24 protein-coding genes and 1 tRNA gene are annotated in these 24598 nt (G+C 66.4%); 14 read left to right on the top strand and 11 right to left on the bottom strand.

The annotated features are described in order from the left end of the window. Positions 1–5: 5 nt before the first annotated feature. Positions 6–899, bottom strand: a complete 894-nt coding sequence (locus SY91_RS05105) for an inner membrane protein YpjD (RefSeq protein WP_006476981.1) — start codon at positions 897–899, stop codon at positions 6–8. A gap of 90 nt (positions 900–989) precedes the next feature. Between SY91_RS05105 and ffh the strand changes: the two genes are divergently transcribed. Both ffh and SY91_RS05095 read left to right on the top strand, forming a co-directional pair. Beyond that, positions 990–2357, top strand: a complete 1368-nt coding sequence (gene ffh, locus SY91_RS05100) for a signal recognition particle protein (RefSeq protein ID WP_006476982.1) — start codon at positions 990–992, stop codon at positions 2355–2357. Between the two features lie 94 nt (positions 2358–2451). Continuing rightward, positions 2452–3003: a hypoxanthine-guanine phosphoribosyltransferase gene (locus SY91_RS05095; RefSeq protein ID WP_023477519.1), complete on the top strand. Its 552-nt coding sequence runs from the start codon at positions 2452–2454 to the stop codon at positions 3001–3003. 81 nt (positions 3004–3084) lie between these two features. Here SY91_RS05095 and SY91_RS05090 read toward each other — a convergent pair whose 3' ends face one another. Both SY91_RS05090 and SY91_RS05085 read right to left on the bottom strand, forming a co-directional pair. After that, positions 3085–3687, bottom strand: a complete 603-nt coding sequence (locus SY91_RS05090; RefSeq protein WP_011694138.1) for a MarC family protein — start codon at positions 3685–3687, stop codon at positions 3085–3087. 21 nt (positions 3688–3708) lie between these two features. Next, complete coding sequence (locus SY91_RS05085; protein WP_023477520.1) at positions 3709–5445, bottom strand: proline--tRNA ligase; 1737 nt, start codon at positions 5443–5445, stop codon at positions 3709–3711. Between the two features lie 228 nt (positions 5446–5673). Here SY91_RS05085 and SY91_RS05080 point away from each other — a divergent pair, with 228 nt between their 5' ends. Both SY91_RS05080 and SY91_RS05075 read left to right on the top strand, forming a co-directional pair. Then, positions 5674–6318, top strand: a complete 645-nt coding sequence (locus tag SY91_RS05080) for an RNA pyrophosphohydrolase (RefSeq protein ID WP_006476994.1) — start codon at positions 5674–5676, stop codon at positions 6316–6318. Between the two features lie 13 nt (positions 6319–6331). Next, positions 6332–6940, top strand: coding sequence for a CNP1-like family protein (locus SY91_RS05075; protein ID WP_006476996.1), 609 nt, complete (start codon positions 6332–6334; stop codon positions 6938–6940). A gap of 94 nt (positions 6941–7034) precedes the next feature. Here the strand turns inward: SY91_RS05075 and proB are convergent, their stop codons facing one another. From proB to rplU, 4 genes are all read right to left on the bottom strand, one after another. After that, positions 7035–8153 carry a glutamate 5-kinase gene (gene proB, locus SY91_RS05070; RefSeq protein ID WP_006476997.1) on the bottom strand — a complete coding sequence of 373 codons (1119 nt, stop codon included), beginning with the start codon at positions 8151–8153 and terminating at the stop codon, positions 7035–7037. An 89-nt stretch (positions 8154–8242) separates the two neighbouring features. Continuing rightward, positions 8243–9355, bottom strand: coding sequence for an Obg family GTPase CgtA (gene obgE / locus SY91_RS05065; protein ID WP_006476998.1), 1113 nt, complete (start codon positions 9353–9355; stop codon positions 8243–8245). Positions 9356–9542: 187 nt separating this feature from the next. Continuing rightward, positions 9543–9806 (bottom strand): 50S ribosomal protein L27, encoded by a 264-nt coding sequence (gene rpmA / locus SY91_RS05060; RefSeq protein WP_006476999.1) that lies wholly within the window; start codon positions 9804–9806, stop codon positions 9543–9545. 24 nt (positions 9807–9830) lie between these two features. Next, positions 9831–10142, bottom strand: a complete 312-nt coding sequence (rplU, locus tag SY91_RS05055; RefSeq protein WP_006025184.1) for a 50S ribosomal protein L21 — start codon at positions 10140–10142, stop codon at positions 9831–9833. Positions 10143–10352: 210 nt separating this feature from the next. On the opposite strand from rplU, the gene SY91_RS05050 reads away from it, so the two are divergent. From SY91_RS05050 to SY91_RS05010, 9 genes are all read left to right on the top strand, one after another. After that, on the top strand, positions 10353–11348 hold the full coding sequence (locus SY91_RS05050) for a polyprenyl synthetase family protein (protein WP_043888485.1): 996 nt from the start codon (positions 10353–10355) through the stop codon (positions 11346–11348). Between the two features lie 148 nt (positions 11349–11496). Further along, a tRNA-Pro gene (locus SY91_RS05045) sits at positions 11497–11573 on the top strand. Between the two features lie 140 nt (positions 11574–11713). Beyond that, positions 11714–13006, top strand: coding sequence for an HlyC/CorC family transporter (locus SY91_RS05040; RefSeq protein ID WP_006477001.1), 1293 nt, complete (start codon positions 11714–11716; stop codon positions 13004–13006). Positions 13007–13089: 83 nt separating this feature from the next. Then, a complete protein-coding gene (locus SY91_RS05035) occupies positions 13090–14364 on the top strand; it encodes a GspE/PulE family protein (protein ID WP_043888486.1) in 1275 nt (424 codons plus the stop codon). 2 nt (positions 14365–14366) lie between these two features. Further along, on the top strand, positions 14367–15572 hold the full coding sequence (locus SY91_RS05030) for a type II secretion system F family protein (protein WP_185921098.1): 1206 nt from the start codon (positions 14367–14369) through the stop codon (positions 15570–15572). Positions 15573–15616: 44 nt separating this feature from the next. Next, on the top strand, positions 15617–16528 hold the full coding sequence (locus SY91_RS05025) for a prepilin peptidase (protein WP_006477004.1): 912 nt from the start codon (positions 15617–15619) through the stop codon (positions 16526–16528). 1 nt (position 16529) lies between these two features. After that, positions 16530–17138 (top strand): dephospho-CoA kinase, encoded by a 609-nt coding sequence (gene coaE / locus SY91_RS05020; protein ID WP_006477005.1) that lies wholly within the window; start codon positions 16530–16532, stop codon positions 17136–17138. 109 nt (positions 17139–17247) lie between these two features. Next, complete coding sequence (zapD, locus tag SY91_RS05015; protein ID WP_012327858.1) at positions 17248–18003, top strand: cell division protein ZapD; 756 nt, start codon at positions 17248–17250, stop codon at positions 18001–18003. Positions 18004–18031: 28 nt separating this feature from the next. Continuing rightward, entirely contained in the window at positions 18032–18232 is a 201-nt protein-coding gene (locus SY91_RS05010; RefSeq protein ID WP_011544509.1) for a DNA gyrase inhibitor YacG, read from the top strand. 61 nt (positions 18233–18293) lie between these two features. Here SY91_RS05010 and SY91_RS05005 read toward each other — a convergent pair whose 3' ends face one another. From SY91_RS05005 to secA, 4 genes are all read right to left on the bottom strand, one after another. After that, positions 18294–18737 carry an NUDIX domain-containing protein gene (locus tag SY91_RS05005; RefSeq protein WP_006487137.1) on the bottom strand — a complete coding sequence of 148 codons (444 nt, stop codon included), beginning with the start codon at positions 18735–18737 and terminating at the stop codon, positions 18294–18296. Next, positions 18734–19603 (bottom strand): ATP-binding protein, encoded by an 870-nt coding sequence (locus tag SY91_RS05000; RefSeq protein WP_012327857.1) that lies wholly within the window; start codon positions 19601–19603, stop codon positions 18734–18736. The genes SY91_RS05005 and SY91_RS05000 overlap by 4 nt, the downstream gene beginning before the upstream one ends. 19 nt (positions 19604–19622) lie before the next feature. Next, positions 19623–20864: a bifunctional glutamate N-acetyltransferase/amino-acid acetyltransferase ArgJ gene (gene argJ, locus SY91_RS04995; protein ID WP_023477235.1), complete on the bottom strand. Its 1242-nt coding sequence runs from the start codon at positions 20862–20864 to the stop codon at positions 19623–19625. A 144-nt stretch (positions 20865–21008) separates the two neighbouring features. Then, positions 21009–23807: a preprotein translocase subunit SecA gene (gene secA / locus SY91_RS04990; protein WP_023477233.1), complete on the bottom strand. Its 2799-nt coding sequence runs from the start codon at positions 23805–23807 to the stop codon at positions 21009–21011. 256 nt (positions 23808–24063) lie between these two features. Between secA and SY91_RS04985 the strand changes: the two genes are divergently transcribed. Beyond that, on the top strand, positions 24064–24540 hold the full coding sequence (locus SY91_RS04985) for a DUF721 domain-containing protein (RefSeq protein WP_023477232.1): 477 nt from the start codon (positions 24064–24066) through the stop codon (positions 24538–24540). Positions 24541–24598: the final 58 nt, after the last annotated feature.

The following is a 24598-nucleotide window of genomic DNA, read 5'->3' as shown; positions in this document are numbered from 1 at the left end:
TGCGGTCAAACCACGGAGCGGTGCAGCAGCACCTCGAAAACGAACCGGCTGCCGACGTACGCGAGCAGCAGCGCGGCGAACGACACGAGCACCCAGCGCGCGGCGCCGCGCCCGCGCCAGCCCGACGTCTTGCGGGCCACCAGCAGGCCGCCGAACATCAGCCACGACAGGATCGCGAACACCGTCTTGTGGTCGAGCCGCAATGCGCGCGCATCGACCTGCTCGCTGAACAGGATGCCCGACGCGAGGGTGAGCGTCAGCAGCACGAAGCCGGCGCCGATCAGGCGGAACAGCAGCTTCTCGAGCGTGAGCAGCGGCGGCAGCGTTTCGAGCCAGCTCGCGATCCAGCCCGTCGAGCCGTCGCGCCCGCCGCTACGCAGCGACTGCAGGCGCCGCTCCACCATCAGCATCAGGATCGCGTGCAGCGCGGCGATCGCGAAGAGGCCGTACGCGATGTTCGCGATCAGGAAATGCAGCTTGAACAGCGGCGCTGCGGCATAAGGCAGCACCCGCACGCCGCCGAACACGAGCGGCAGCAGCGACGCGCCGCACGCGAGCGGCAGCACCAGCAGGCGCAGGCTGTCGAGCGGGAAGAAAAAGCTCTCGATCCAGTAGATGCCGGCGCCGAGCCAGAACATCGCGGACAGCGCGAACGCGAAGCCGAACACCATCGCGTCGTTCGGAAAGATCGTCATGTGGAGCAGCACGCCGTGCGCGAGCAGCGCGGCGAACAGCAGCGCGCGGCCGGCCCCGCTCATCCCGGACGCGGCGGACGCGGGAACCGGCACGGCCGGCACGCTCGCGACGAGCGGCGTCGCGCCCTGACGGTGCGTACGCCAGCCTGCGACGGCGAGGCCGCCGTACAGGAATGCGGTGAGGGCATACAGTACAATATCCATGTTCGAAGTTTACACTAGGCCCCCTTCCCGCGACGGCTCCCTTTTGTTCGGTTCCGCCGCGCCTTCGGGCCCCACTGTCCAACGCTCCCCATGCTCGACAATCTCACTCAACGGATGGCGCGCGTCGTCAAGACGCTGCGCGGCGAAGCCCGGCTCACCGAGGCGAACACGCAGGAGATGCTCCGCGAGGTGCGTCTCGCGCTGCTGGAAGCCGACGTGTCGCTGCCGGTCGTCCGCGAATTCATCGCCAAGGTCAAGGAAAAGGCGCTCGGCGAAGAAGTGATCAGCAGCCTGTCGCCGGGCCAGGCGCTCGTCGGCGTGGTCCAGAAGGAACTGACCGCCGTGATCGGCGGCGACTACGAAGGCAAGGCCGCGGAGCTGAACCTCGCGGTCACGCCGCCCGCCGTGATCCTGATGGCCGGCCTGCAGGGCGCCGGCAAGACCACGACCGTCGGCAAGCTCGCGAAGCTGCTGCGCGAGAAGTACAAGAAGAAGGTGCTGACCGTGTCGTGCGACGTGTATCGCCCGGCCGCGATCATGCAGCTGAAAACGGTGACCGAGCAGGTCGGCGCCGACTTCTTCCCGTCCACGCCGGACCAGAAGCCCGTCGACATCGCGCTCGCCGCCGTCGACTGGGCGAAGCGCCACTACCATGACGTGCTGCTCGTCGACACGGCCGGCCGCCTCGGCATCGACGAGGCGATGATGCAGGAAATCGCCGCGCTGCACGGCACGCTGAAGCCGGCCGAAACGCTGTTCGTCGTCGACGCGATGCTCGGCCAGGACGCGGTCAACACCGCGAAGGCGTTCAACGACACGCTGCCGCTCACCGGCGTCGTGCTGACCAAGCTCGACGGCGATTCGCGCGGCGGCGCCGCGCTGTCGGTGCGCCACGTCACGGGCAAGCCGATCAAGTTCGTCGGCGTCGCCGAGAAGCTCGACGGCCTTGAGGTGTTCCACCCCGACCGGATGGCGAACCGGATCCTCGGCATGGGCGACATCCTCGCGCTCGTCGAGGAAGCGCAGCGCGGCGTCGATGTCCAGGCCGCGCAGAAGCTCGCCGACAAGGTCAAGAAAGGCGGCGACTTCGACCTGAACGATTTCCGCGCGCAGATCTCGCAGATGAAGAACATGGGCGGCCTGTCGTCGCTGATGGACAAGCTCCCCGCGCAGTTCCAGCAGGCGGCGGCCGGCGCCGACATGGGCCAGGCCGAAAAGTCGATCCGCCGGATGGAAGGCATCATCAGCTCGATGACGCCCGCCGAGCGCGCGAAACCCGAAATCATCAAGGCGACGCGCAAGCGCCGCATCGCAGCCGGCGCGGGCGTGCCGGTGCAGGAAGTCAACCGGATGCTGAACCAGTACGACCAGATGCGTACGATGATGAAGAAGCTGAAGGGCGGCAACATGCAGAAGATGATGCGCGGCCTGAAGGGCATGATGCCCGGCATGCGCTGATTTCGTCCGTCGGCCGGCGCGCGGGTTTTTGCCGTAGCGCGCGCCTGCCGTTCTGCTTCATCCTTATTTGTATACCGACTGCCCGCCAGAACACATGAACCGCGAAGAAGCCCTCCACATTTTCGACCACTCCGAAGAGATCGTCTCGGCCGACGCCGTCAACGCGTCGATCTCGAAGATGGCCGACGCGATCCGCGCCGAAATCGGCGACGCGTTCCCGCTCGTTCTCTCGGTGATGGGCGGCGCCGCGGTGTTTACCGGGATGCTGCTGCCGCATCTCGATTTCCCGCTCGAATTCGACTACATCCACCTGACCCGCTACCGCAATACGACGCAGGGCAGCCCGGAGATGCACTGGCGCGTCGCGCCGCGCGAATCGGTAAAGGACCGCATCGTGCTCGTACTCGACGACATCCTCGACGAAGGCGAGACGATGGCCGCGATCCGCGACCGCATCCTCGACATGGGCGCGAAGCGCTTCATGTCGGCCGTGCTGTGCGAGAAGACGCTCGCGAAGGCGAAACCGCTGCACCCCGACTTCTGCGGCTTCTCGGTGCCGGACCGTTACGTGTTCGGCTGCGGGATGGACGCGAAGGGCTACTGGCGCAACCTGCCGACGATCCGCGCGCTGACCGCGAACGTCTGATCGCCGCCCGGCCTGCTATATAAATGGAAAGCGGCGCTCCGGTTGCCCGGAGCGCCGCTTTTTTCGTGCGTGCCGCCTGCGTTATAACTGGTGCACGAACGCGCGGATGCCGGCCAGCAGCATCTCGACCGAGATCGCCACCAGCACGAGGCCCATCAGCCGCTCGAACGCGGCGACCGTCCGCTCGCCGAGCCACTGCTGAATCCGCTCGGCCAGCACCAGCGTGATCGCGCAGACGATCATCGTGACCGTCAGCGCGCCGACCCACTCGAGCATCTTGCCGGGCGCCTGCGACGTCATCAGCATCACCGTCGCGAGCGCGGACGGCCCGGCCAGCGCCGGAATCGCGAGCGGCACGATGAACGGCTCGCCGCCCGCGCGCGGATCGCTGCCGAGCGCGCCGTCCGGGTGCGGGAAGATCATCCGCAGCGCGATCAGGAACAGCACGATCCCGCCGCCGAGCCGCAGCGACAGGTCGGTGAGGCTCATCATCCGCAGGAAGCGGTCGCCGACCAGCATGAAGAACAGCAGGATCACGAACGCGATCCCCACTTCGCGCAGGATCAGCTTCACGCGCCGCTCGCGCGGCACATCCCGCATCGCCGAAATGAACAGCGGGATATTGCCGAGCGGATCCGTGATCAGCACGAGGAGCACGGTGGCCGACAGGAATGTGTATTCCATCGTGTCGCCCGGTCGCCGCGCTTAGTGCGCGAGCGCGGCGCGGATCTTCTCCGCGACCGCCGCCGCGGCCGTGTCGGCCGGCAGCAGCGTCGCTTCGGCATCGCGGCGGCCCTGGTACTCGATCTTGCCTTCCTTCAGGCCGCGCTCGCCGATCACCAGACGATGCGGCACGCCGATCAGTTCCCAGTCGGCGAACATCACGCCCGGGCGCTCGCCGCGATCGTCGAGGATCACGTCGATACCGGCCGCGACGAGTTCCGCGTACAGCTTGTCGGCCGTCTCGCGCACCATGTCGCTGCGGTCATAGCCCATCGGGCACAGCACGACCTCGAACGGTGCGATCGACTCGGGCCAGATGATCCCCTTGTCGTCGAAGTTCTGTTCGATCGCCGCGCCGAGAATGCGCGTGATGCCGACGCCGTAGCAGCCCATCAGCATCGGCTGCGGCTTGCCCGACTCGTCGAGGAAGGTCGCGCCCATCGCTTCCGAGTACTTGGTGCCGAGCTGGAACACGTGGCCGACTTCGATGCCGCGGCAGATGTCGATCACGCCCTTGCCGTCCGGCGACGGGTCGCCCTTCTTCACGTTGCGCACGTCGGCGACTTCCGGCTCCGGCAGGTCGCGGCCCCAGTTCACGCCGGCGATGTGATAGTCGACCTCGTTCGCGCCGACGACGAAGTCGCTCATGTTCGCGACCGTGCGGTCCGCGATCACCTTCACGGGCTTCTTCGTGCCGACCGGGCCGAGGTAGCCCGGCGGCGTGCCGAACCACTCGACGATTTCCTGCTCGGTCGCGAAGCGGTGGTTCTTCAGGCCCGGCAGCTTCGCCACCTTGATCTCGTTCAGGTCGTGATCGCCGCGCAGCATCACGAGCCAGATGGTCGGCTCGGCGCCTTCGTTGTCGGTCGCGAGCACGATCGACTTGATCGTGCGCTCGAGCGGGATCGACAGCAGTTCGGCGACGGCCTCGCACTTCGCCTTGCCGGGCGTCGCGACCTTTTCCATCGCTTCGGCGGGCGCCGCGCGCTCAGGCGTCAGCGGCAGCGCTTCGGCCGCCTCGACGTTCGCCGCGAATTCGGACGTCGGGCAGTAGGCGATCGCGTCCTCGCCGGTGTCGGCGATCACGTGGAACTCGTGCGAGAAGTTGCCGCCGATCGAGCCGCTGTCGGCCGCCACCGCGCGAAACTCGAGGCCGAGGCGCGTGAAGATGCGCACGTACGCGTCGTACATCTTGCGGTACGACTCGTTCAGGCCGGCCGCATCCTTGTCGAACGAATACGCGTCCTTCATGATGAATTCGCGGCCGCGCATCACGCCGAAGCGCGGCCGGATCTCGTCGCGGAACTTCGTCTGGATCTGGTAGAAATTCACCGGCATCTGCCGGTAGCTCTTGATCTGGTTGCGCGCGATGTCGGTGACGACTTCCTCGTGCGTCGGCCCGATCACGAAATCGTTGTCCTTGCGGTCCTTGAAGCGCAGCAGCTCGGGGCCGTACTGCTCCCAGCGGCCCGACTCCTGCCACAGCTCGGCCGGCTGCACGGCCGGCATCAGCAGCTCGATGGCGCCCGCCCGGTTCATTTCCTCGCGCACGATCGCCTCGACCTTGCGAATCGAACGCAGGCCGACCGGCAGGTAGTTGTAGATGCCGCCGGCGACGCGACGGATCATGCCGGCGCGGACCATCAGCTTGTGGCTGACGATCTCTGCGTCGGCGGGTGCCTCTTTCAGGGTGCCGATAAAGAAACGGGAAGCTTTCATGCGGACGGTTCCAAAAACGGCGCCTCCAGGCGGGGCGCCCGAAAAAGTTTCAAGGTGAAAAAGCTGCGCGCGGCGAACAACGAGGGACGACGATGGCGCAGACGACGTAGCAGACTAATCAGGGACAATTCAGCCGGCGTACCCCGCGCGGATTCGCTCCGTCACGGTGCGCAGCGCCCGTTATCTGTTTATAATCAAAGCAATTTTAAAGGATTCGAAGGTGGTTGTATGCTGGATCGTGAAGGCTTTCGCCCGAACGTCGGCATCATCCTCTTGAACGCGCGCAACGAGGTGTTTTGGGGCAAGCGGCTCCGCGAGCATTCCTGGCAGTTTCCTCAAGGTGGGATCAAGTACGGCGAGACCCCCATGCAGGCGATGTACCGGGAACTGCACGAGGAAACGGGCCTGCATCCGGAACACGTCAAGATAATCGGCCGCACACGCGACTGGTTGCGTTACGAGGTGCCTGACAAGTTCATCAAACGCGAAGTACGCGGTCATTACCGCGGCCAGAAGCAGATCTGGTTCCTGCTGCGGATGGTCGGACGCGATTGCGACATTTGCTTGCGCGCGACCGACCACCCGGAGTTCGATGCGTGGCGCTGGAACGAGTACTGGGTGCCGCTCGATGCGGTGATCGAGTTCAAGCGGGATGTCTATCAGTTGGCGCTGACGGAACTGTCGCGCTTCCTGCGCCGCCCGGCGCAGCGAGCCGAGAAGCCGCGCGGGCCGCGTGTGTCGCGCTATCCGCGCGTCATTGGCGCACAGGCCCAGACGCTGACGATTGTCGACACATCGGTAGTCTGTTCGGAGATCGAAGTGGAAGCGAGCACGCTCGACGAGATGCCGCCCCACGTGATCGTCGGCAAATGACGAGTCGGACTGCATGACCGGGCGCGACCTTGGTGTCGCGCCCTTTTTTTACGAGGAATGCATATTGAAAGCGATTGCTCTCGCGCTCGCATCGATCGCCGCGATGGCCGCCCTGGCCGGCTGCGCGAACTCGAAAGCGCCGTCCAACAAGGACGACAGCGAGTTCGTGTACCTGCTCGATCGTCAGGGAACCTGGAAGGAAAATGCCGTCGACACGCTGCCGCCGCTGCCGCAAACGGGCGATCTGCTGCCGTTCAACGTGTCGCAGAACACGCCGCTCAAGTTCTTCGTCGATGCGAAGTCGCTCGAGGTCGGCACCGACGGCGTCGTGCGCTACGCAGTCGTCGTCACGAGCCCGGCCGGTGCACGCAACGTGAACTACGAAGGCATCCGCTGCGACACCTACGAATGGCGCCAGTACGCCGGCCTGAACTCCGACCACAACGGCTGGGATCGCACGGTGGAAAACGACTGGCGGCGCATCGAGAACGGCGAGCTCAACGCCTACCACTCCGCGCTCTACCAGGACTACTTCTGCTCGAACAAGATGCCGCAGGGCTCGACCCGGCAGATCCTCGAAAACATCCGGTTCCACCGCACCGCGATGACCCAGTTGCGCTGACGGCACGCGATGCGGGCCGCCCGCATCGTCCGCCGCACAAAAAAGCCCGCATCACGCGGGCTTTTTCATTTGAACGACGAAACCCGGCCGGCGATTACACCAGCACGAGGTTGTCGCGATGAATCAGTTCGGGCTCCAGCATGTAGCCGAGCACGGTCTCGATCTCGCCGCTCGGCTTGCGGTGAATCAGCTTCGTTTCCGCGCTGCTGTAGTTCGTGAGCCCGCGCGCCACCTCGCGCCCGTCCGGGCCGACGCAGGCGATCACTTCGCCGCGCGCGAACGCGCCCTGCACGTCGATCACGCCGATCGGCAGCAGGCTCTTGCCGCCGGCCGTCAGCTTCTCGACCGCGCCCGCATCGATCACGACGTGGCCGCGCACCTGCAGATGGTCGGCCATCCATTGCTTGCGTGCCGCCATCCGCGCGGTACGTGCGATCAGTTGCGTGCCGATCGCCTCGCCGGCCGCCAGACGGACGAGCACGTCGGCCTCGCGGCCGCTCGCGATCACGGTATTCGCGCCGCTGTGGGCCGCCCGCTTCGCCGCGAGGATCTTCGTCAGCATCCCGCCGCGACCGAGACTCGAACCGGCCCCGCCCGCCATCGCCTCAAGCTCCGGTGCGCCCGCATTGGCCTCGCCGACGAGCGTCGCGTTCGGGTCCTTGCGCGGATCGGCCGTGAACAGCCCCGACTGGTCGGTGAGGATGATCAGCGCATCGCCTTCGATCAGGTTCGCGACGAGCGCCCCGAGCGTGTCGTTGTCGCCGAACTTGATTTCGTCGGTGACGACCGTGTCGTTCTCGTTGATGATCGGCACGACGCCGAGCCGCAGCAGCGTGAGCAGCGTCGAACGCGCGTTCAGGTAGCGCTCGCGATCCGCCAGATCGGCGTGCGTGAGCAGGATCTGCGCGGTGCGGATGCCGTGCTCGGTGAAGCGGCTCTCGTAGACTTGCGCGAGCCCCATCTGCCCGACCGCGGCGGCGGCCTGCAACTCGTCGATTTCCCGCGGCCGCTTGCTCCAGCCGAGCCGCTGCATGCCTTCGGCAATCGCGCCCGAACTGACGAGCACGACTTCCTTGCCCTGCGCACGCAGCGCAGCGATCTGGGCTGCCCAGCGGCCGATTGCAGCATGATCGAGCCCCTTGCCGTCGTTGGTCACGAGGCTCGAGCCCACTTTCACCACCAATCGCTTCGAATCCGCGATGATCGAACGCATCCTGCACTGTCTCCTGTATCTGATGCCTGCCCGGCCGGGCGCGATCGAACGCCAACGCCGGGCGGCACGCCCGGCGCGTTAGCAAACGTTCAGGCGTCGTCGCCCGGCGTCGCACCGCCCTTCGCCGGCGGCGCATCGCGGAAACGCACGTCGGCTGCGAGATCCTCCGCCTCCGCCGCGCGATGCGCGTCCGAATGTTCGGAGAGGTAGTCGTAGATCGCGTAGCACAGCGCTTCGCAGCCCTGGCCCGTCAGTGCCGAGATCTCGAACACGGGGCCGTCCCAGCCGAAGCGGTCAAGGAAATCCGCGACGCGCGCCTCGCGCTCGTCTTCCGGCACCATGTCCAGCTTGTTGAGCACGAGCCAGCGCGGCTTCTCGTAGAGCGCCTCGTCGTACTTGCGCAGTTCGCCGACGATCGCCGTCGCTTCCGCGACCGGATCGACGCTTTCGTCGAACGGCGCGAGATCGACCAGATGCAGCAGCACGCCGGTACGCTGCAGGTGACGCAGGAATTGATGCCCGAGGCCTGCGCCTTCGGCCGCCCCTTCGATCAGCCCCGGGATATCGGCGATCACGAAGCTCTTGCTCGGGCCGACACGCACCACGCCGAGATTCGGCGCGAGCGTCGTGAACGGGTAGTCGGCGATCTTCGGCTTCGCGTTCGACACCGACGAGATGAAGGTCGACTTGCCCGCGTTCGGCATGCCGAGCAGACCGACGTCGGCAAGCACCTTCAGCTCGAGTTTCAGCATGCGCCGCTCGCCCGGCTTGCCGTCCGTCTTCTGGCGCGGCGCGCGGTTCGTGCTCGACTTGAAATGCAGGTTGCCGAGACCGCCGGCGCCGCCCTGCGCGAGCATTACCTGCTGGTCGTGCTCGGTCAGGTCGGCGATCAGCTCGCCCGTATCCATGTCGCTGATGATCGTGCCGACCGGCATGCGCAGCGTGACATCGTCGCCGCCCTTGCCGTAGCAATCCGAGCCGCGGCCGTTCTCGCCGTTGCGCGCGAGGTGCTTCTTCGCGTAACGGTAGTCGATCAGCGTGTTGATGTTGCGGTCGGCGATCGCGTAAACGCTACCGCCCCGGCCGCCGTCGCCACCGTCCGGCCCGCCGAACGGGACGAATTTCTCGCGGCGCATCGACGCGCTGCCATCGCCTCCGTCGCCGGCGATGACTTCGATTCGTGCTTCGTCAATGAACTTCATTCGTCACTCCGCCCAGTATTTCCGCTATTGTGCCGCGCGCCGGCACGCTTGAACAATCTGCCGTTCGGCCGATCGTACGCCGGTTGCGCAAGGGTCGCCGGCCCGCACTTGCGGGCGGCGACCCAATAAAAAAAGGCCCCGCGAAGACTGCGGGGCCTTTCGGCTACGAAGCCCGTGGGTGCCTGACTTAGGCAGCCGCCGGGACGACGATGACCAGATGCTTCTTGTCCGCGCCCTTCGTCGCGAACTTGACGTGACCGTCGACCAGCGCGAACAGGGTGTGATCCTTGCCCATGCCGACGTTCTCGCCTGCGTGCATGCGCGTACCGCGCTGACGCACGATGATGCCGCCGGCATTGATTGCCTGGCCGCCGTACACTTTCACGCCGAGACGTTTCGACTCGGAGTCGCGGCCGTTCCGGGAAGAGCCGCCTGCCTTTTTGTGTGCCATCTGATTGCTCCTTTACCGAGGCGCTTACGCGTTGATCGCGTCGATGCGCAGCTCAGTGTAGTTCTGGCGGTGGCCGCCGTGCTTTTGGTAGTGCTTCCGGCGACGCATCTTGAAGATGGTGACCTTGGCATGACGACCGTGCGACACAACGGTGGCCTTGACGGAAGCCCCACTGACCAGCGGCGTACCGAACTTAATCGATTCGCCTTCGCCCACTGCGAGAACCTGGTCGAGCGTGATTTCAGCGTCAATGTCAGCCGGTATCTGTTCTACTTTGAGTTTTTCGCCAACGGCAACCTTGTACTGCTTGCCGCCGGTTTTTATGACCGCGTACATTGAGAACCTCACTCTGGATCCAATTTTTCCGCACACCACGCGCGGAAAACACGTGATTATACATGGGGTTAGCACCGAAGTCAAAACCGATCGACGATTACCGCGCGCGGGCCTCTGCCGGACGGCCAAAATCGCGCCGCCGGCACGTCTGACAGACCGGCATATCGCGGATTCGACTTATAATCCGCCGCATCACCCAATTCCATCATCATGTCGTCGTCCACCGCCTCCCCCACCCTCAGCGCCACCCACCTGCTCGCCCCGATCACCAGCGACATGGAGCAGGTGAATCGCGTTATCCGGCAAAGCCTCGCGTCCGACGTGCTGCTGATCAACCAGATCGCCGAGTACATCATCGGCGCGGGCGGCAAGCGGCTGCGTCCGGCGTTGCTGCTGCTCGTCGCCGGCGCGCTCGGCGAAACGTCGCACCAGCGGCACGTGCTGGCCGCCGTCGTCGAGTTCATCCACACGGCCACGCTGCTGCATGACGACGTCGTCGACGAATCCGAACTGCGCCGCGGCCGCCAGACCGCCAATGCGCTGTTCGGCAACGCGGCGAGCGTGCTGGTAGGCGATTACCTCTACTCGCGCTCGTTCGAGATGATGGTCGGCGTCGGCAAGATGCGCGTGATGGAGATCCTGTCCGAAGCGACGACGATCATTTCCGAAGGCGAGGTGCTGCAGCTCCTCAACATGCACGACGCGGACGTCGACGAAACGCGCTACATGCAGGTGATCCGCTACAAGACGGCGAAGCTGTTCGAGGCGTCGGCGCGCCTGGGCGCGGTGCTCGCGGGCGCCGATGCGCCGACCGAGGCCGCCGCCGCCGAATACGGCCGCCGGATCGGCACCGCATTCCAGATCATGGACGACTGGCTCGACTATGCGGGCACCGCCGAGGCGATGGGCAAGAATGCCGGCGACGACCTGCGCGAAGGCAAGCCGACGCTGCCGCTCATCTATCTGATCGAACGCGGCACGCCCGAACAGTCGGCGCTCGCACGCGAGGCGATCGAACAGGGCGGCACCGATCGCTTCGACACGATTTTCGAAGCGATCACGCGCTCGGGCGCGCTCGATCACACGCTCGAATGCGCCCGTCAGGAAGCGCAGGCGGCGGCGGCGGCGATTGCCGCGTTCCCCGATTCGATCTACAAGGAAAGCCTGCTCGGGTTGTGCTCGTACTCGACGTCGCGGCAGTCATGAACACGCCGCGAACGGGAAGCGATGCTCTGTCTCGAAAATTTTCTTCGTCAAAGTATTCCCTTTTAGAAAAAACATCGTTATAGTTACATTCTTGCTTGAGACGACGCAGAAATCTTCACGAAGACGGCGAAGTCCGAAGAGCAAAAATCGGGGTGTAGCTTAGCCTGGTAGAGCGCTACGTTCGGGACGTAGAGGCCGGAGGTTCGAATCCTCTCACCCCGACCAGATTTAAAAAACCGTGCACCGTGTGCACGGTTTTTTTTCGTCCGGCCGCCGCGAACCCCTTGTATCGCGCGCGACACATCGCGGTCGCCGGCCTCTGCTATATTTGCCCCATCTCTGTCCTTCACTGCCCTTTCCAACGCGTGGACCAAATTCCCTTATGGGCGCAAATCGGCGCCGTCTTCCTGCTTCTCCTCTGTTCCAGCTTCTTTTCCATTTCCGAGACCGCGATGATGGCGCTCAATCGCCATCGGCTGAAGCACCTCGCCGGTCAGGGCGCACTCGGCGCGAAAACCACGCAGGGGCTGCTCACGCGCACTGACTTGCTGCTCAGCGTGATCCTGATCGGCAACAACCTGTTCAACACGATCATCCCGGTCCTCACGACGTCGCTCGCGCTCCATACGTTCGGCCGCAACAACCTCGCGCTGTCGATCGCGACCGGCGTCGTCGCGTTCCTGATCATCGTGTTCGCGGAAATCGCCCCGAAGATCGTCGGCGCGACGTTCCCCGAACGCATCGCGCTGCCGGCAAGCCTCGTGATCGCCCCGCTGATGCGCGTGTTCAAGCCGGTCGTCTGGTTCGTCAACGCGCTCGCGAACGGCGTGCTGTGGGTACTGCGCATCAACACGAAGAAGGGCCGCGACCAGCGGATGTCGGCCGACGAGTTGCGGGCCATCGTGCTCGAATCGAGCAGTTTCATGCCGACCAAGCACCGCAGCATCCTGCTCAACCTGTTCGACCTCGAGAACATTACGGTCGACGATGTGATGGTGCCGCGCCGCCAGATCGAGTCGCTCAACTTCTACGCGCCGCTCGACGACATCCTGCATCAGCTCGAAACCTGCTACCACAACCGCCTGGTCGTCTATGAAGGCGACATCGACAAGGTGCTCGGCGTGCTGCACGTGCGCAAGACGCTCACCGGGCTGCACAACCAGGATTTCGACCGCGAGACGCTGCGCACGCTGCTCGCCGAGCCGTACTACGTGCCGTCCGGCACGCCGGTGGTCCAGCAGCTCCAGTTCTTCCAGGAAACGCGGCAGCGCACCGCGCTCGTCGTCAACGAGTACGGCGAACTCGAAGGGCTCGTCACGCCAGAAGACATCATCGAGGAGCTGATCGGCGAATTCACGACGTCGATGCCGCGCAGCGAACGCGCGGGCGGCTGGGACGAGAACGGCGAATGCATCGTCTCGGCCAGCATGCCGCTGCGCGAACTGAACCGCTGGCTGCACCTGAAGCTGCCGACCGACGGGCCGAAGACGCTGAACGGACTGGTGCTCGAGATCCTCGAGGAAATTCCGGAAGACGACGTGTGCCTGAAAATCGGCGACGTGATGCTCGAAGTGATGCGCAGCGACGATCAGGCAGTACGCACCGTCAAGCTCTTCAAGCCGCGCGGCACGCGTACCGGACGCACCGCCACGCGCTAACCGAACGGCCGACTGCCAGCGCCGCCCGCGACGCGCGATCATCTGCGCATCACGGTCAACAGGCGGCCCGCGTGCCGGCTCACATGCATTTCCCTTCCCCCGGGGCGCCGCTGCACACGCAGTCGCCGCCCGCGCATTCCGACGCGCCAGCGGCCGCGCCCCATGCACTCGATGCGGCGCAGCTCGACGATGCCCCCGCCGTACGCCTGCTGACGGATACGCTACACGCGGCGCGTGTGCGCGACGCGTCGGACATCCACGTCGAGCCATTCGAGGCCGGCTGGCGCATCCGTCTGCGCATCGACGGCGTGCTGCATGAACATGCGCGCCCACCGCTGCACCTGCGCGATGCGCTCGTCACGCGGATCAAGGTGCTCTCGCGCATGGACATCGCCGAGCGGCGGCTTCCGCAGGACGGCCGGCTGCGCATCGCGATCGACGGCGGCACGCGCGGCGACTACCGCGTCAGTTCGCTGCCCACGCTGTTCGGCGAAAAGCTCGTGCTGCGGCGGCTCGAAACGCTGCCGCCCGATCTCACGCTTGCCAACCTCGGCTTCGACGCGCGGCAGGCCGCCGCGATGGAGGCCGCGATCCGCGCGCCGCATGGCCTCGTGCTCGTCACGGGCCCGACCGGCAGCGGCAAGACGCTGTCGCTCTACTGCGCGCTGCAGATGCTCGATCGCGACGCGCACAACGTCTGCACGGTGGAAGATCCCGCCGAAATCCAGCTCGACGGGATCAACCAGGTGGGAGTCGCCGACAAGGCGGGGCTCACGTTCGCGACGGCGCTGCGCGCGCTGTTGCGGCAGGACCCGGACGTCATCATGGTCGGCGAGATTCGCGATGCGGAGACGGCCGATGTCGCGATCAAGGCCGCGCAGACGGGCCATCTCGTGCTGTCGACGCTGCACACGAACGACGCGCCGGCCGCCGTCGCGCGGCTGCTCGACATCGGCGTCGCGCCATACAACCTCGCGGCCGCACTGCACCTCGTCACCGCGCAGCGCCTCGTCCGGCGCCTGTGCGTCGCGTGCCGCGTGCATTCCGACGCATCGGCGCACGCGCTGCGGGAAGCCGGCTGCGACCCGGCGGCGCTGGCAGCCGGATGGCGGCCGTTCGTCGCGCGCGGCTGTTCCGCCTGTCACGGCATCGGCTATCGCGGCCGCATCGGCCTGCATCAGACGATGCCGGTATCGCCCGGGCTGGCCGAGCGCATCGTCGCGCGGGCGAGCGTCGGCGAGCTCGCGCAATGCGTGGCGGCCGAGGGCGTGCGCACGCTGCGCGACGCGGCATTCGCGCGCGTCCTGGACGGCACGACGAGCATCGCGGAAGCCGTCGCCGCCACCCCCGCGGTGTGAGCATGCGCACGCCACCGCGCGAAACCCGCTTTGCATGGCGCGGCCGCCATCGCGACGGTTCGCCCCGCCGCGGGACCGTCATCGCCTTCGACGCCACGGCCGCACGCGCCACGCTCGCGCGCGACGGCATCGCGGTACTGTCGCTCGATCTTCGCGGGTCGGCCCGTCCGCCTGCGGCGGCCGCGCGTGACATCACACGCTTCACGCGCCAGCTCGCGAGCCTGCTGCAGGCCGGCCTGCCGCTCGCGCCGTCGCTCGAAATGCTCGCGCGCACCCGCACGCGCGACGGCGTGCCCCGCATCGCCGCAGGGCTCGCCCGCGAGATCGTCGGCGGCCAGCGCTTCGCCGATGCGCTCGCACGCTATCCATCGCAATTCGGCACGCTGTATCGCCAGTTGATCGAGGTCGGCGAGGCGTCCGGTTCGCTCGGCATCGTGCTGACGCGGATTGCGGAACACCGCGAGCGCGCCGATGCGCAATGGCGCAAGCTGCGTGCCGCGCTCGCGTATCCGGCCGCCGTCATCCTGTTCGCACTTGCGATCTCCGCAGCATTGATGGTGTGGGTCGTGCCGACCTTCCGGCAGATCTTCGACGGCTTCGGCGCCGCCCTGCCCGCGCCGACCCGCGCACTGCTCGCGCTGTCCTCCGCGCTGTCGGCATGGGGCGGCGTACTCCTGGCCGGTGCGGCCGCCACGGGGCTCGCCGCACAGCACGCGCTTCAGCGCTCGGCCGCGCTACGCCATGCGCTCGCACGGCGCCTGCTGCGCGCGCCGTTCGCGGGCAGCGCGCTGGCACGGTTCGCGGCCGCACGCTGGTGCCGGTCGCTGGCGACCCTGCTCGGCGCCGGCGTGCCGCTCGCCGATGCGTTCGCCACGCTCGAGCGCACCGCCGGCCATCCGGTGTTCGCGCACGCCACCGCGCACATCGCCGCACGCGTGCTGCGCGGCGTGCGTCTGGCCGATGCGATGCATTCGGCTGGCTGCTTTCCGGACGACGTCGTGCAACCAATTGCCGTCGCCGAGGAAACCGGTGCGCTCGACACGATGCTCGCCGACATCGCCGCATTGTGCGAACGCCAGCTCGACGCGCGTCTCGATACGCTCGCGGCGTTGGGTGAACCGTTGATCGTGATCGTCCTGGGCGCACTCGTCGGCGGCCTCGTGATCGCGATGTACCTGCCGATCCTTCAGCTCGGCAACGTGGTGTAGCATCGCAACCGATTCTGTCGCCTTTTAGTCCAACCTCGAGCCTCATGACGCCAGCGCCCCTGTCCGCCGTATCCGATTCGCCCGAGAGCACGCTGCTCGCGCTGGCGATGCTGCCGCCCGCGCTGCAGTACGCGTTAGCGGTCGTCATCGGCCTTTGCATCGGCAGTTTCCTGAATGTGGTCGTGCACCGGTTGCCCGTGATGATGCAGCGCGCGTGGCAGGCCGAGATCGCCGAAGCGACCGGCGCCGCGGGCGCCCCGCCCAACGACGGTTATCCGCCACGCTACGATCTGTGGCGCCCGCGCAGCGCCTGCCCGCACTGCGGCCACGTGTTGCGCGCCTGGGAAAACGTTCCGCTCCTTAGCTACCTGATGCTGCGCGGACGCTGCCGGCGCTGCGGCCACCCAATCGGTATCCGCTATCCGCTCGTCGAACTCGCGTGCGCACTGCTCGCGGCCGGCTCGCTCGCGGCGTTCGGCCCGACCGTCGCCGCGTTCGCCGCGTTCGCGCTGTGCGCGGCGCTGCTCGCGATGAGCGCAATCGATATCCGGACCGGCTACCTGCCCGACTCGATGACGCTGCCATTGCTGTGGGCCGGGCTCGTGCTGAACCTCGGCGGCACTTTCACGTCGCTGCGCTCGGCCGTGATCGGCGCGATGGCCGGCTACCTGTTCCTGTGGTCGATCTACTGGCTGTTCAAATGGCTGCGCGGCATCGAGGGCATCGGTTTCGGCGACCTGAAGCTGCTTGCCGCGCTCGGCGCATGGATGGGCTGGGCCGCACTGCCGCAAGTCGTGCTGTTCGCGGCGGTGACCGGCGCGGTCGTCGGGCTCGTCGCGACCTGGCGCGGCCGCATGCGCTTCGAGGAGCCGATCCCGTTCGGCCCGTTCCTCGCGGCCGGCGGCGTCGCCACGCTGTTTTTCGGCACCCCTTTCTATGCGGCGCTCGGAGGCTGACATGTTTTCAGTAGGACTCACGGGCGGCATCGGCAGCGGCAAGACGACCGTTGCCGACCTGTTCGGCGCCCGTGGCGCATCGCTCGTCGATACCGACCTGATTGCCCACCGCATCACCGCGCCGGGCGGCCTCGCGATGCCGGCGATCGAGCAGGCCTTCGGTCAGGGCTTTGTGGCCGCCGACGGCTCGCTCGATCGCGCGAAGATGCGCACGCTGATCTTCAGCGACGACGACGCGCGCCGGCGCCTCGAAGCGATCACGCATCCGCTGATCCGCGCGGAGACCGATCGCGAGGCGCGCGAAGCACGGGGCCCGTACGTGATGTTCGTCGTGCCGTTGCTCGTCGAGTCGGGCACCTGGAAGGCGCGCAGCAATCGTGTGCTCGTCGTCGACTGCCCGGTCGAAACGCAGATCGCGCGCGTGATGCGACGCAACGGTTTCACGCGCGAACAGGTCGAAGCGATCATCGCGCGCCAGGCGACGCGCGAAGCGCGCCTCGCGGCGGCCGACGATGTGATCGTCAACGACGCGGCCACGCCCGACGCGCTCACCGCCCAGGTCGATGCACTGCACCAACGCTATGTCGGATTCGCGGCCGCCGCGCACTGAGCCTCGCACGCAATCGTGATGGTGTACGAAATTGGCGCGTTGCTAGGGTAGAGAGGGGGCATTAGAATGTCCTTCATTGTTTCAATCCCTACCCAAGAGGCGAGCGCGCTTGATTCTTTACGAGTATCCGTTCAACGAGCGAATTCGCACGCTGTTGCGTCTCGAAGATCTGTTCGAGCGCTTCGCGTTCTTTTTGGCTCAGGAGGACCCGCGTGAGCACCACGTCGCGCTGACGACGCTGTTCGAGATCGCCGAGGTAACAGGCCGCGCGGACCTGAAATCGGATCTGATGAAGGAGCTCGAACGTCAACGCCAGACGCTCGCCCCCTTTCGCGGCAATCCGGGCATCGAGCAGAATGCGCTCGAGGCCGTGCTCGGCGAAATCGAGCAGACGCTCGCGAATCTTGCGCAGATGCAGGGCAAGACCGGCCAGCATCTCGTCGACAACGAGTGGCTCGCCAGCATCCGCAGCCGCGCGGTGATTCCGGGCGGCACGTGCAAGTTCGACCTGCCGTCATACTACGCGTGGCAGCAATGGCCCGCCGAGCAGCGTCGCCAGGACATCGCGAAGTGGATCCTGCCGATGCTGCCGTTGCGCGACGCCGCGGCGATCGTACTGCGGCTCGCGCGCGAATCGGGTCAGGCGTCGAAGGTCATGGCGATGCAGGGCAGCTACCAGCAGATGCTGTCCGGGCGCAGCTATCAGTTGATGCAGGTGCGGGTGCCGCCGGAGTTGCGCGTGATTCCCGAGGCGAGCGCCAACAAATACATGCTATGGGTACGGTTCACCATGCAGGACGGCGACGTGCGGCCGCGTGCGGTGGACATCGACGTGCCGTTCCATCTGACCCTGTGTAATCTGTAACGGCCGCGTGCCGGTTCAACGCTTTCGTATGACTACCGTTGTGAAATGTCCGTCGTGCGGCGCAGAAGTGCGCTGGACGCCTGAAAACAAGTTCCGTCCCTTCTGCTCGGCCCGCTGCAAGCAGCTCGACCTTGGCGCATGGGCCGCAGAAAAGTATCGGATCGGCGGCGCCTCCGACGAGGGTCCGTCGTCGGAAGAGGACGGCACGGACAACCGCCGCGACAGCTGAGCGGCGCGCGGTGCCGCCGCCCACTTGATATGGCCCGCGTTTCAGGCGGGCCGCCACAGCGTCATTGCGACGCCGCTTCCTTCTCGAGCAGTTCGAGCACCGGCAGCGCCGCCGGCAACAGCGGCGCGACCTCGACCGGCAGTTGCTGCCATACGAACGCCTGCCCTTCCTTGCTGTGCGGCTCGCCCGTCCAGCCCGTCACCTTGCAGAAATAGAGCCGCACGTACGCGTGCGGATAATCGTGCTCGAGCGTGTGCCACCGGTGGCTGGCCGTGACTTCGATGCCGAGTTCCTCGTGCAGCTCGCGCGCCAGCGCGTCCTCGACGCTTTCGCCGGCCTCCAGCTTGCCGCCCGGAAACTCCCAGTAACCTTCGTACGGCTTGCCCTGCAGGCGTTGCGCGAGCAGATAGCGCCCGTCCGGCTGCACCATCACGCCGACCGCGACTTCCGTCACCTTGCGGCCGTCCGGCGCCCGCACGGCGCCCTGTGCCAGATCCGCGCTCATGCCTGCTCCTTGCGACCCGACCAGTCACGCGCGAACTGCCACGCGACGCGGCCCGAGCGCGAACCACGCTCGAGCGCCCATACGAGCGCGTCGCCGCGTGCCGTCTCGATCTCCGTATCCGGGCAGCCGAAGTGACGCAGCCAGTGCGCGACGATGTCGAGGTAGTCGTCCTGCTTGAACGGATAGAAGCTGACCCACAGGCCGAAGCGCTCCGACAGCGAGATCTTCTCCTCGACGACTTCGCCAGGGTGAATCTCGCCGTCCGGCAGATGCTTGTACGACTCGTTGTCGCTCATGTACTCGGGCAGCAGATGGCGGCGGTTCGACGTCGCGTAGATCAGCACGTTGTCCGACTGCGCGGCGATCGACCCGTCGAGCGCGACCTTCAGCGCCTTGTAGCCCGATTCGCCGTCCTCGAACGACAGGTCGTCGCAAAATACGATGAACCGCTCCGGACGCTGCGAGATCAGGTCGACGATGTCGCCGAGATCGTGCAGGTCGTCCTTGTCGACTTCGATCAGGCGCAGCCCGTCGTTCGCGTACGCATTCAGGCACGCCTTGATCAGCGACGACTTGCCGGTACCGCGTGCGCCGGTCAGCAGCACGTTGTTGGCCGGCTTGCGCTGTACGAACTGCCGCGTGTTCTGATCAATCAGCGCTTTCTGGCGGTCGATGTTGTGCAAGTCGCCGAGCGTGATCGACGACACGGCCGGTACCGGCTGCAGGTAACCGCGCCCCTGGCGCTTGCGCCAGCGGAACGCGTGCGCCGCGTTCCAGTCGATGGCCGCCGGTGCGGGCGGCAGCATCCCTTCGAGACGGCCGAGCAGCGCTTCCGCGCGCGTCAGAAACTGTTCAAGCTTGTCCATGTCGTTCGAGCGCTCCCGATCAGGAGCGGTAATCCGCGTTGATGCTCACGTAATCGTGCGACAGGTCGCACGTCCAGACGGTGGCCTGCGCGTCGCCACGGCCGAGCAGCACGCGGATCGTGATCTCGCTCTGCTTCATCACGCGCTGGCCGTCCTCTTCCTGGTAGGCCGGGTTGCGGCCGCCCGCCTTCGCGACGAGCACGTCGTCCAGATAGAGGTCGATCTTGCCGACGTCGAGATCCGCGACGCCCGCATAGCCGATCGCCGCGAGAATCCGGCCCAGGTTGGGGTCGGATGCGTAGAAGGCCGTCTTTACGAGCGGCGAATGGCCGATCGCGTACGCGATCTGGCGGCATTCGGCGACGCTCTTGCCGCCTTCGACCTGCACCGTCATGAATTTCGTCGCGCCTTCGCCGTCGCGCACGATCAGTTGCGACAGCACCTGCGCGACTTCCGTCACCGCGTCGCGCAGCGCCGCATAGGCCGGCGAATCGGTCGACGTGATCGCCGGCAGCGTGCTCTTGCCCGATGCGATCAGGATGAACGAGTCGTTCGTCGACGTGTCGCCGTCGATCGTGATGCAGTTGAACGAGCGATCGGCGACTTCCTTCACGAGCGTGTCGAGCACCGGCTGCGCGACGTTCGCATCGAACGCGAGAAAGCCGAGCATCGTCGCCATGTTCGGCTTGATCATGCCCGCGCCCTTGCTGATGCCCGTCAGCGTGACCGTGTGGCCGTCGATCGTCACCTGGCGCGACGTCGCCTTCGGCAGCGTGTCGGTCGTCATGATCGCCTGCGCGGCGTCGAACCAGTTCGCGGCGTTGCGGTTCGCGAGCGCAGCCGGCAAGCCGGCCTTCAGACGATCGATCGGCAGCGGCTCGAGAATCACGCCGGTCGAGAACGGCAGCACCTGCGCCGGCTCGATGCCCGCGAGACGCGCGAGTTCCGTACACGTTTCACGGGCGTTCACGAGGCCCGGCTCGCCGGTGCCCGCGTTCGCATTGCCCGTATTCACGACCAGCGCGCGGATGCCCGCGCCGCCCGCGCGCACCTTCGCCAGGTGCTCGCGGCAGACGGTGACCGGCGCTGCGCAGAAACGGTTTTCGGTGAACACGCCCGCGACCGTCGCACCTTCGTCGACGGAGATGACCAGCACGTCCTTGCGATTCGGCTTGCGGATGTTCGCTTCCGCCCAGCCGAGCGTGACGCCGGCGACGGGATGCAGTTGGGCGGGATCGATCGACGGAAAATTGACAGCCATGGGGCACACCTGCCGGATGGAAAATGCCGGCACGCGCCGGCATCGATTGGAAGAACCGGCGGCCGCACGCGCGGGCCGCCACAACTCACATCACTGACTCGAAGCTGCGAACGACGCGGCACGCGTGACGCGCGCCGCCGCCGATCATGACAGCTTCCCGTGACATTGCTTGTACTTCTTGCCGCTGCCGCACGGACACGGGTCGTTGCGGCCGACCTTCGGCATTTCGCCGCCGGGGCCGCTGTGCGTCATCGCGCTGCCGACCATGTCGGCCGTCGCCGTGGCCGCCGCAGCTGCCGTGACGTTCGCCACCGGTGCACCGGCCTCCGCGTAGTCGGCGTGCTGGTATTCGACGTTCTCGAGATGACCGCCGCGCTCCTCGATCTGCTCGGCCGCCTCTTCCAGCTGCTCCGGCGACTGGATCTGCACGTTCATCACGATGCGCGTGACTTCCTGCTTGATCGCGTCGAGCATCGCGGCGAACAGCTCGAACGCCTCGCGCTTGTACTCCTGCTTCGGGTTCTTCTGCGCATAGCCGCGCAGGTGGATGCCCTGGCGCAGGTGGTCGAGCGCTGCGAGGTGCTCGCGCCACAGGCGGTCGACCGTCTGCAGCATCACCGAGCGCTCGAATGCGCTGAACGATTCGCGGCCGACCATCGCGACCTTCGCCTCGTACTGCTCGTCGGCGGCCGTCATCACGGCGTCGAGGATCTCCTCGGCGGTGATCGACGACGACTCGTTCACCATTTCCTGGATCGCGAGATCGAGCTGCCAGTCGTTGCGCAGCGCTTCCTCGAGCTCGGGCACGTCCCACTGCTCTTCGATGCTGCCTTCCGGCACGAACTGGCGGACGACTTCGGTGATCACGCCGTGACGCATCGCGGTGATCGTCTCGGTGATGTCGTGCGCTTCCAGCAGCTCGTTGCGCTGCTGGTAGATCACCTTGCGCTGGTCGTTCGACACGTCGTCGTATTCGAGCAGCTGCTTGCGGATGTCGAAGTTGCGCGCCTCGACCTTGCGCTGCGCCGATTCGATCGACCGCGTGACGATGCCCGCCTCGATCGCCTCGCCTTCCGGCATCTTCAGGCGATCCATGATCGAGCGCACGCGGTCGCCCGCAAAGATGCGCAGCAGCGGGTCGTCGAGCGACAGGTAGAAGCGCGACGAGCCCGGATCGCCCTGGCGGCCCGCACGGCCGCGCAGCTGGTTGTCGATCCGTCGCGATTCGTGGCGCTCGGTGCCGATGATGTGCAGACCGCCCGCGGCTTTCACTTCCTCGTGCAGCGTTTCCCACTCGTCGTGCAATTTCTGGATGCGGCGCGCCTTTTCGTCGGCCGGGATCGCATCGTCGGCCTCGATGAACGCCGCCTGCTTCTCCGCGTTGCCGCCGAGCACGATGTCGGTACCGCGGCCGGCCATGTTGGTCGCGATCGTGATGCGCTTCGGACGGCCGGCTTCCGCGACGATCGCCGCTTCACGCTCGTGCTGCTTCGCGTTCAGCACTTCGTGCGGCAGCCCGGCCTGCTTCAGCAGGTGCGACAGCAGTTCGGAGTTCTCGATCGACGTCGTGCCGACCAGCACCGGCTGGCCACGCTCGTAGCAGTCGCGGATGTCGCGGATCACCGCGTCGTAGCGCTCCTTGGCCGTCTTGTAGATCTGGTCCTGCTTGTCGATCCGCTTCGGCGGGCGGTTGGTCGGGATCACGACCGTCTCGAGACCGTAGATCTCGTTGAATTCGTACGCTTCGGTGTCCGCGGTACCGGTCATGCCAGCCAGCTTCGCGTACATCCGGAAGTAGTTCTGGAACGTGATCGACGCGAGCGTCTGGTTCTCGCTCTGGATCTTCACGTGCTCCTTCGCCTCGACCGCCTGGTGCAGGCCGTCCGACCAGCGGCGGCCGGCCATCAGGCGGCCCGTGAATTCGTCGACGATGACCACTTCGCCGTTCTGCACGACGTAGTGCTGATCCTTGTGGAACAGCGTGTGGGCGCGCAGCGCCGCGTACACGTGGTGCATCAGCGTGATGTTCTGCGGCGCGTACAGGCTTTCGCCCTCGCCGATCAGGCCCCATTCGGCGAGCAGACGCTCGGCCTTCTCGTGGCCCGATTCCGTCAGGAACACCTGGCGCGCCTTCTCGTCGAGCGTGTAGTCGCCGGGCTTCTCGACGCCCGTGCCGTCGGCCTTCTCCTCGCCGATCTGGCGCTCGAGCAGCGGCGGCAGTGCGTTCATCCGCACGTACAGCTCGGTGTGATCCTCGGCCTGGCCCGAAATGATCAGCGGCGTACGCGCTTCGTCGATCAGGATCGAGTCCACTTCGTCGACGACCGCGAAGTTCAGGGCCCGCTGCACGCGCGCGTCGGTCTCGTAGACCATGTTGTCGCGCAGGTAGTCGAAGCCGAATTCGTTGTTCGTGCCGTACGTGATGTCCGCCGCGTAGGCCTGCTGCTTCTGGTCGTGCTCCATGCCGGACAGGTTGATGCCGACCGACAGACCGAGGAAGTTGTAGAGGCGCGCCATCCATTCGGCGTCGCGCTGCGCGAGGTAATCGTTGACGGTCACGACGTGCACGCCGCGGCCGGCCAGCGCATTCAGGTACACGGGCAGCGTCGCGACGAGCGTCTTGCCTTCGCCGGTGCGCATTTCCGCGATCTTGCCGTAGTGGAGCACCATGCCGCCGATCATCTGCACGTCGAAGTGCCGCATCTTCAGCACGCGACGGCTCGCTTCGCGACAGACCGCGAAGGCCTCGGGCAGCAGCTTGTCGAGCGACTCGCCGGCCGCGACCCGCTGGCGGAATTCGTCCGTCTTGCCGCGCAACTGGTCGTCCGTCAGCTTCTCGATCTGCGTTTCGAGCGCATTGATCGTCGCGACGGTCTTTTGGTATTGCTTGACGAGCCGCTGGTTGCGGCTGCCAAAAATTTTCTGGAGAAAACCGGTTGTCATCGGATCGGATCCTGCGTCGCAGCACCGGCGCCCGGCGCGTGTTGCGCGCCCCGGCGCCCGAGCCTCGGCGGCTTAGCGAATTAGTGGACTCAAACGTCGAATTTTAGCACGCGGGGACGCGTGCGCCTGCGTCCCGGCCGGACGGGCATCGCGCGCCGCGGCCGGGCGGGCGGAGCCGAAAGCCGCCCGTGCACAGGCGGGCGCGGGTACAATCGGCTGCACCGTCCGCGCGCGTGCGCGCTCGAAGAAAGCCTCGATGAACCGATTTTCCAAGCGTTTCGGCCCGCTCGCCGCCTATCGCCCGCAACCCGTGTCCGAAGTGCTCGGCCGTACCGACGCTTTCGCGGCGCTGCGCGCGGGTGTCGAGCAGATCGCGTCGCTGCAGCGCGACCTGGGCGCATGCCTGCCCGACTATCTGGCGAATCACGTCGAGCCGGGCTTCATCAAGGACGGCACCCTGACCCTCTTTGCCGCGCACAATGCGCTGGCCGCGCGGCTGCGGCAGGTGGAGGTGCGGCTGCTCGGCGACCTCCAGAAACGCGGCTGGCCCGTGACGACGCTGCGCGTGCGCGTGCGGCCGAAGGACGCGCCGGACCCGCCGCACGTGAAGCAGGCGCGGATGACCTCGGCCGGCGCCGCCGCGCTGCGCGACCTCGCCGACCACCTCGAGCCGTCGCCGCTGCAGGCCGCGCTCGCGCGGATGGCGGCACGGCACGGCGCGAAGCCGCGTTGACCGCACCGGTCATCGGCGGCCGCCAGCCAACAAAAAAGCGACCCGAAGGTCGCTTTTT

It is taken from the genome of Burkholderia cenocepacia (assembly GCF_014211915.1).
GTDB lineage: Bacteria > Pseudomonadota > Gammaproteobacteria > Burkholderiales > Burkholderiaceae > Burkholderia > Burkholderia orbicola.
Note: the sequence above shows the minus strand (reverse complement) of the source record. Positions and strands in the feature narration are given on the sequence as shown.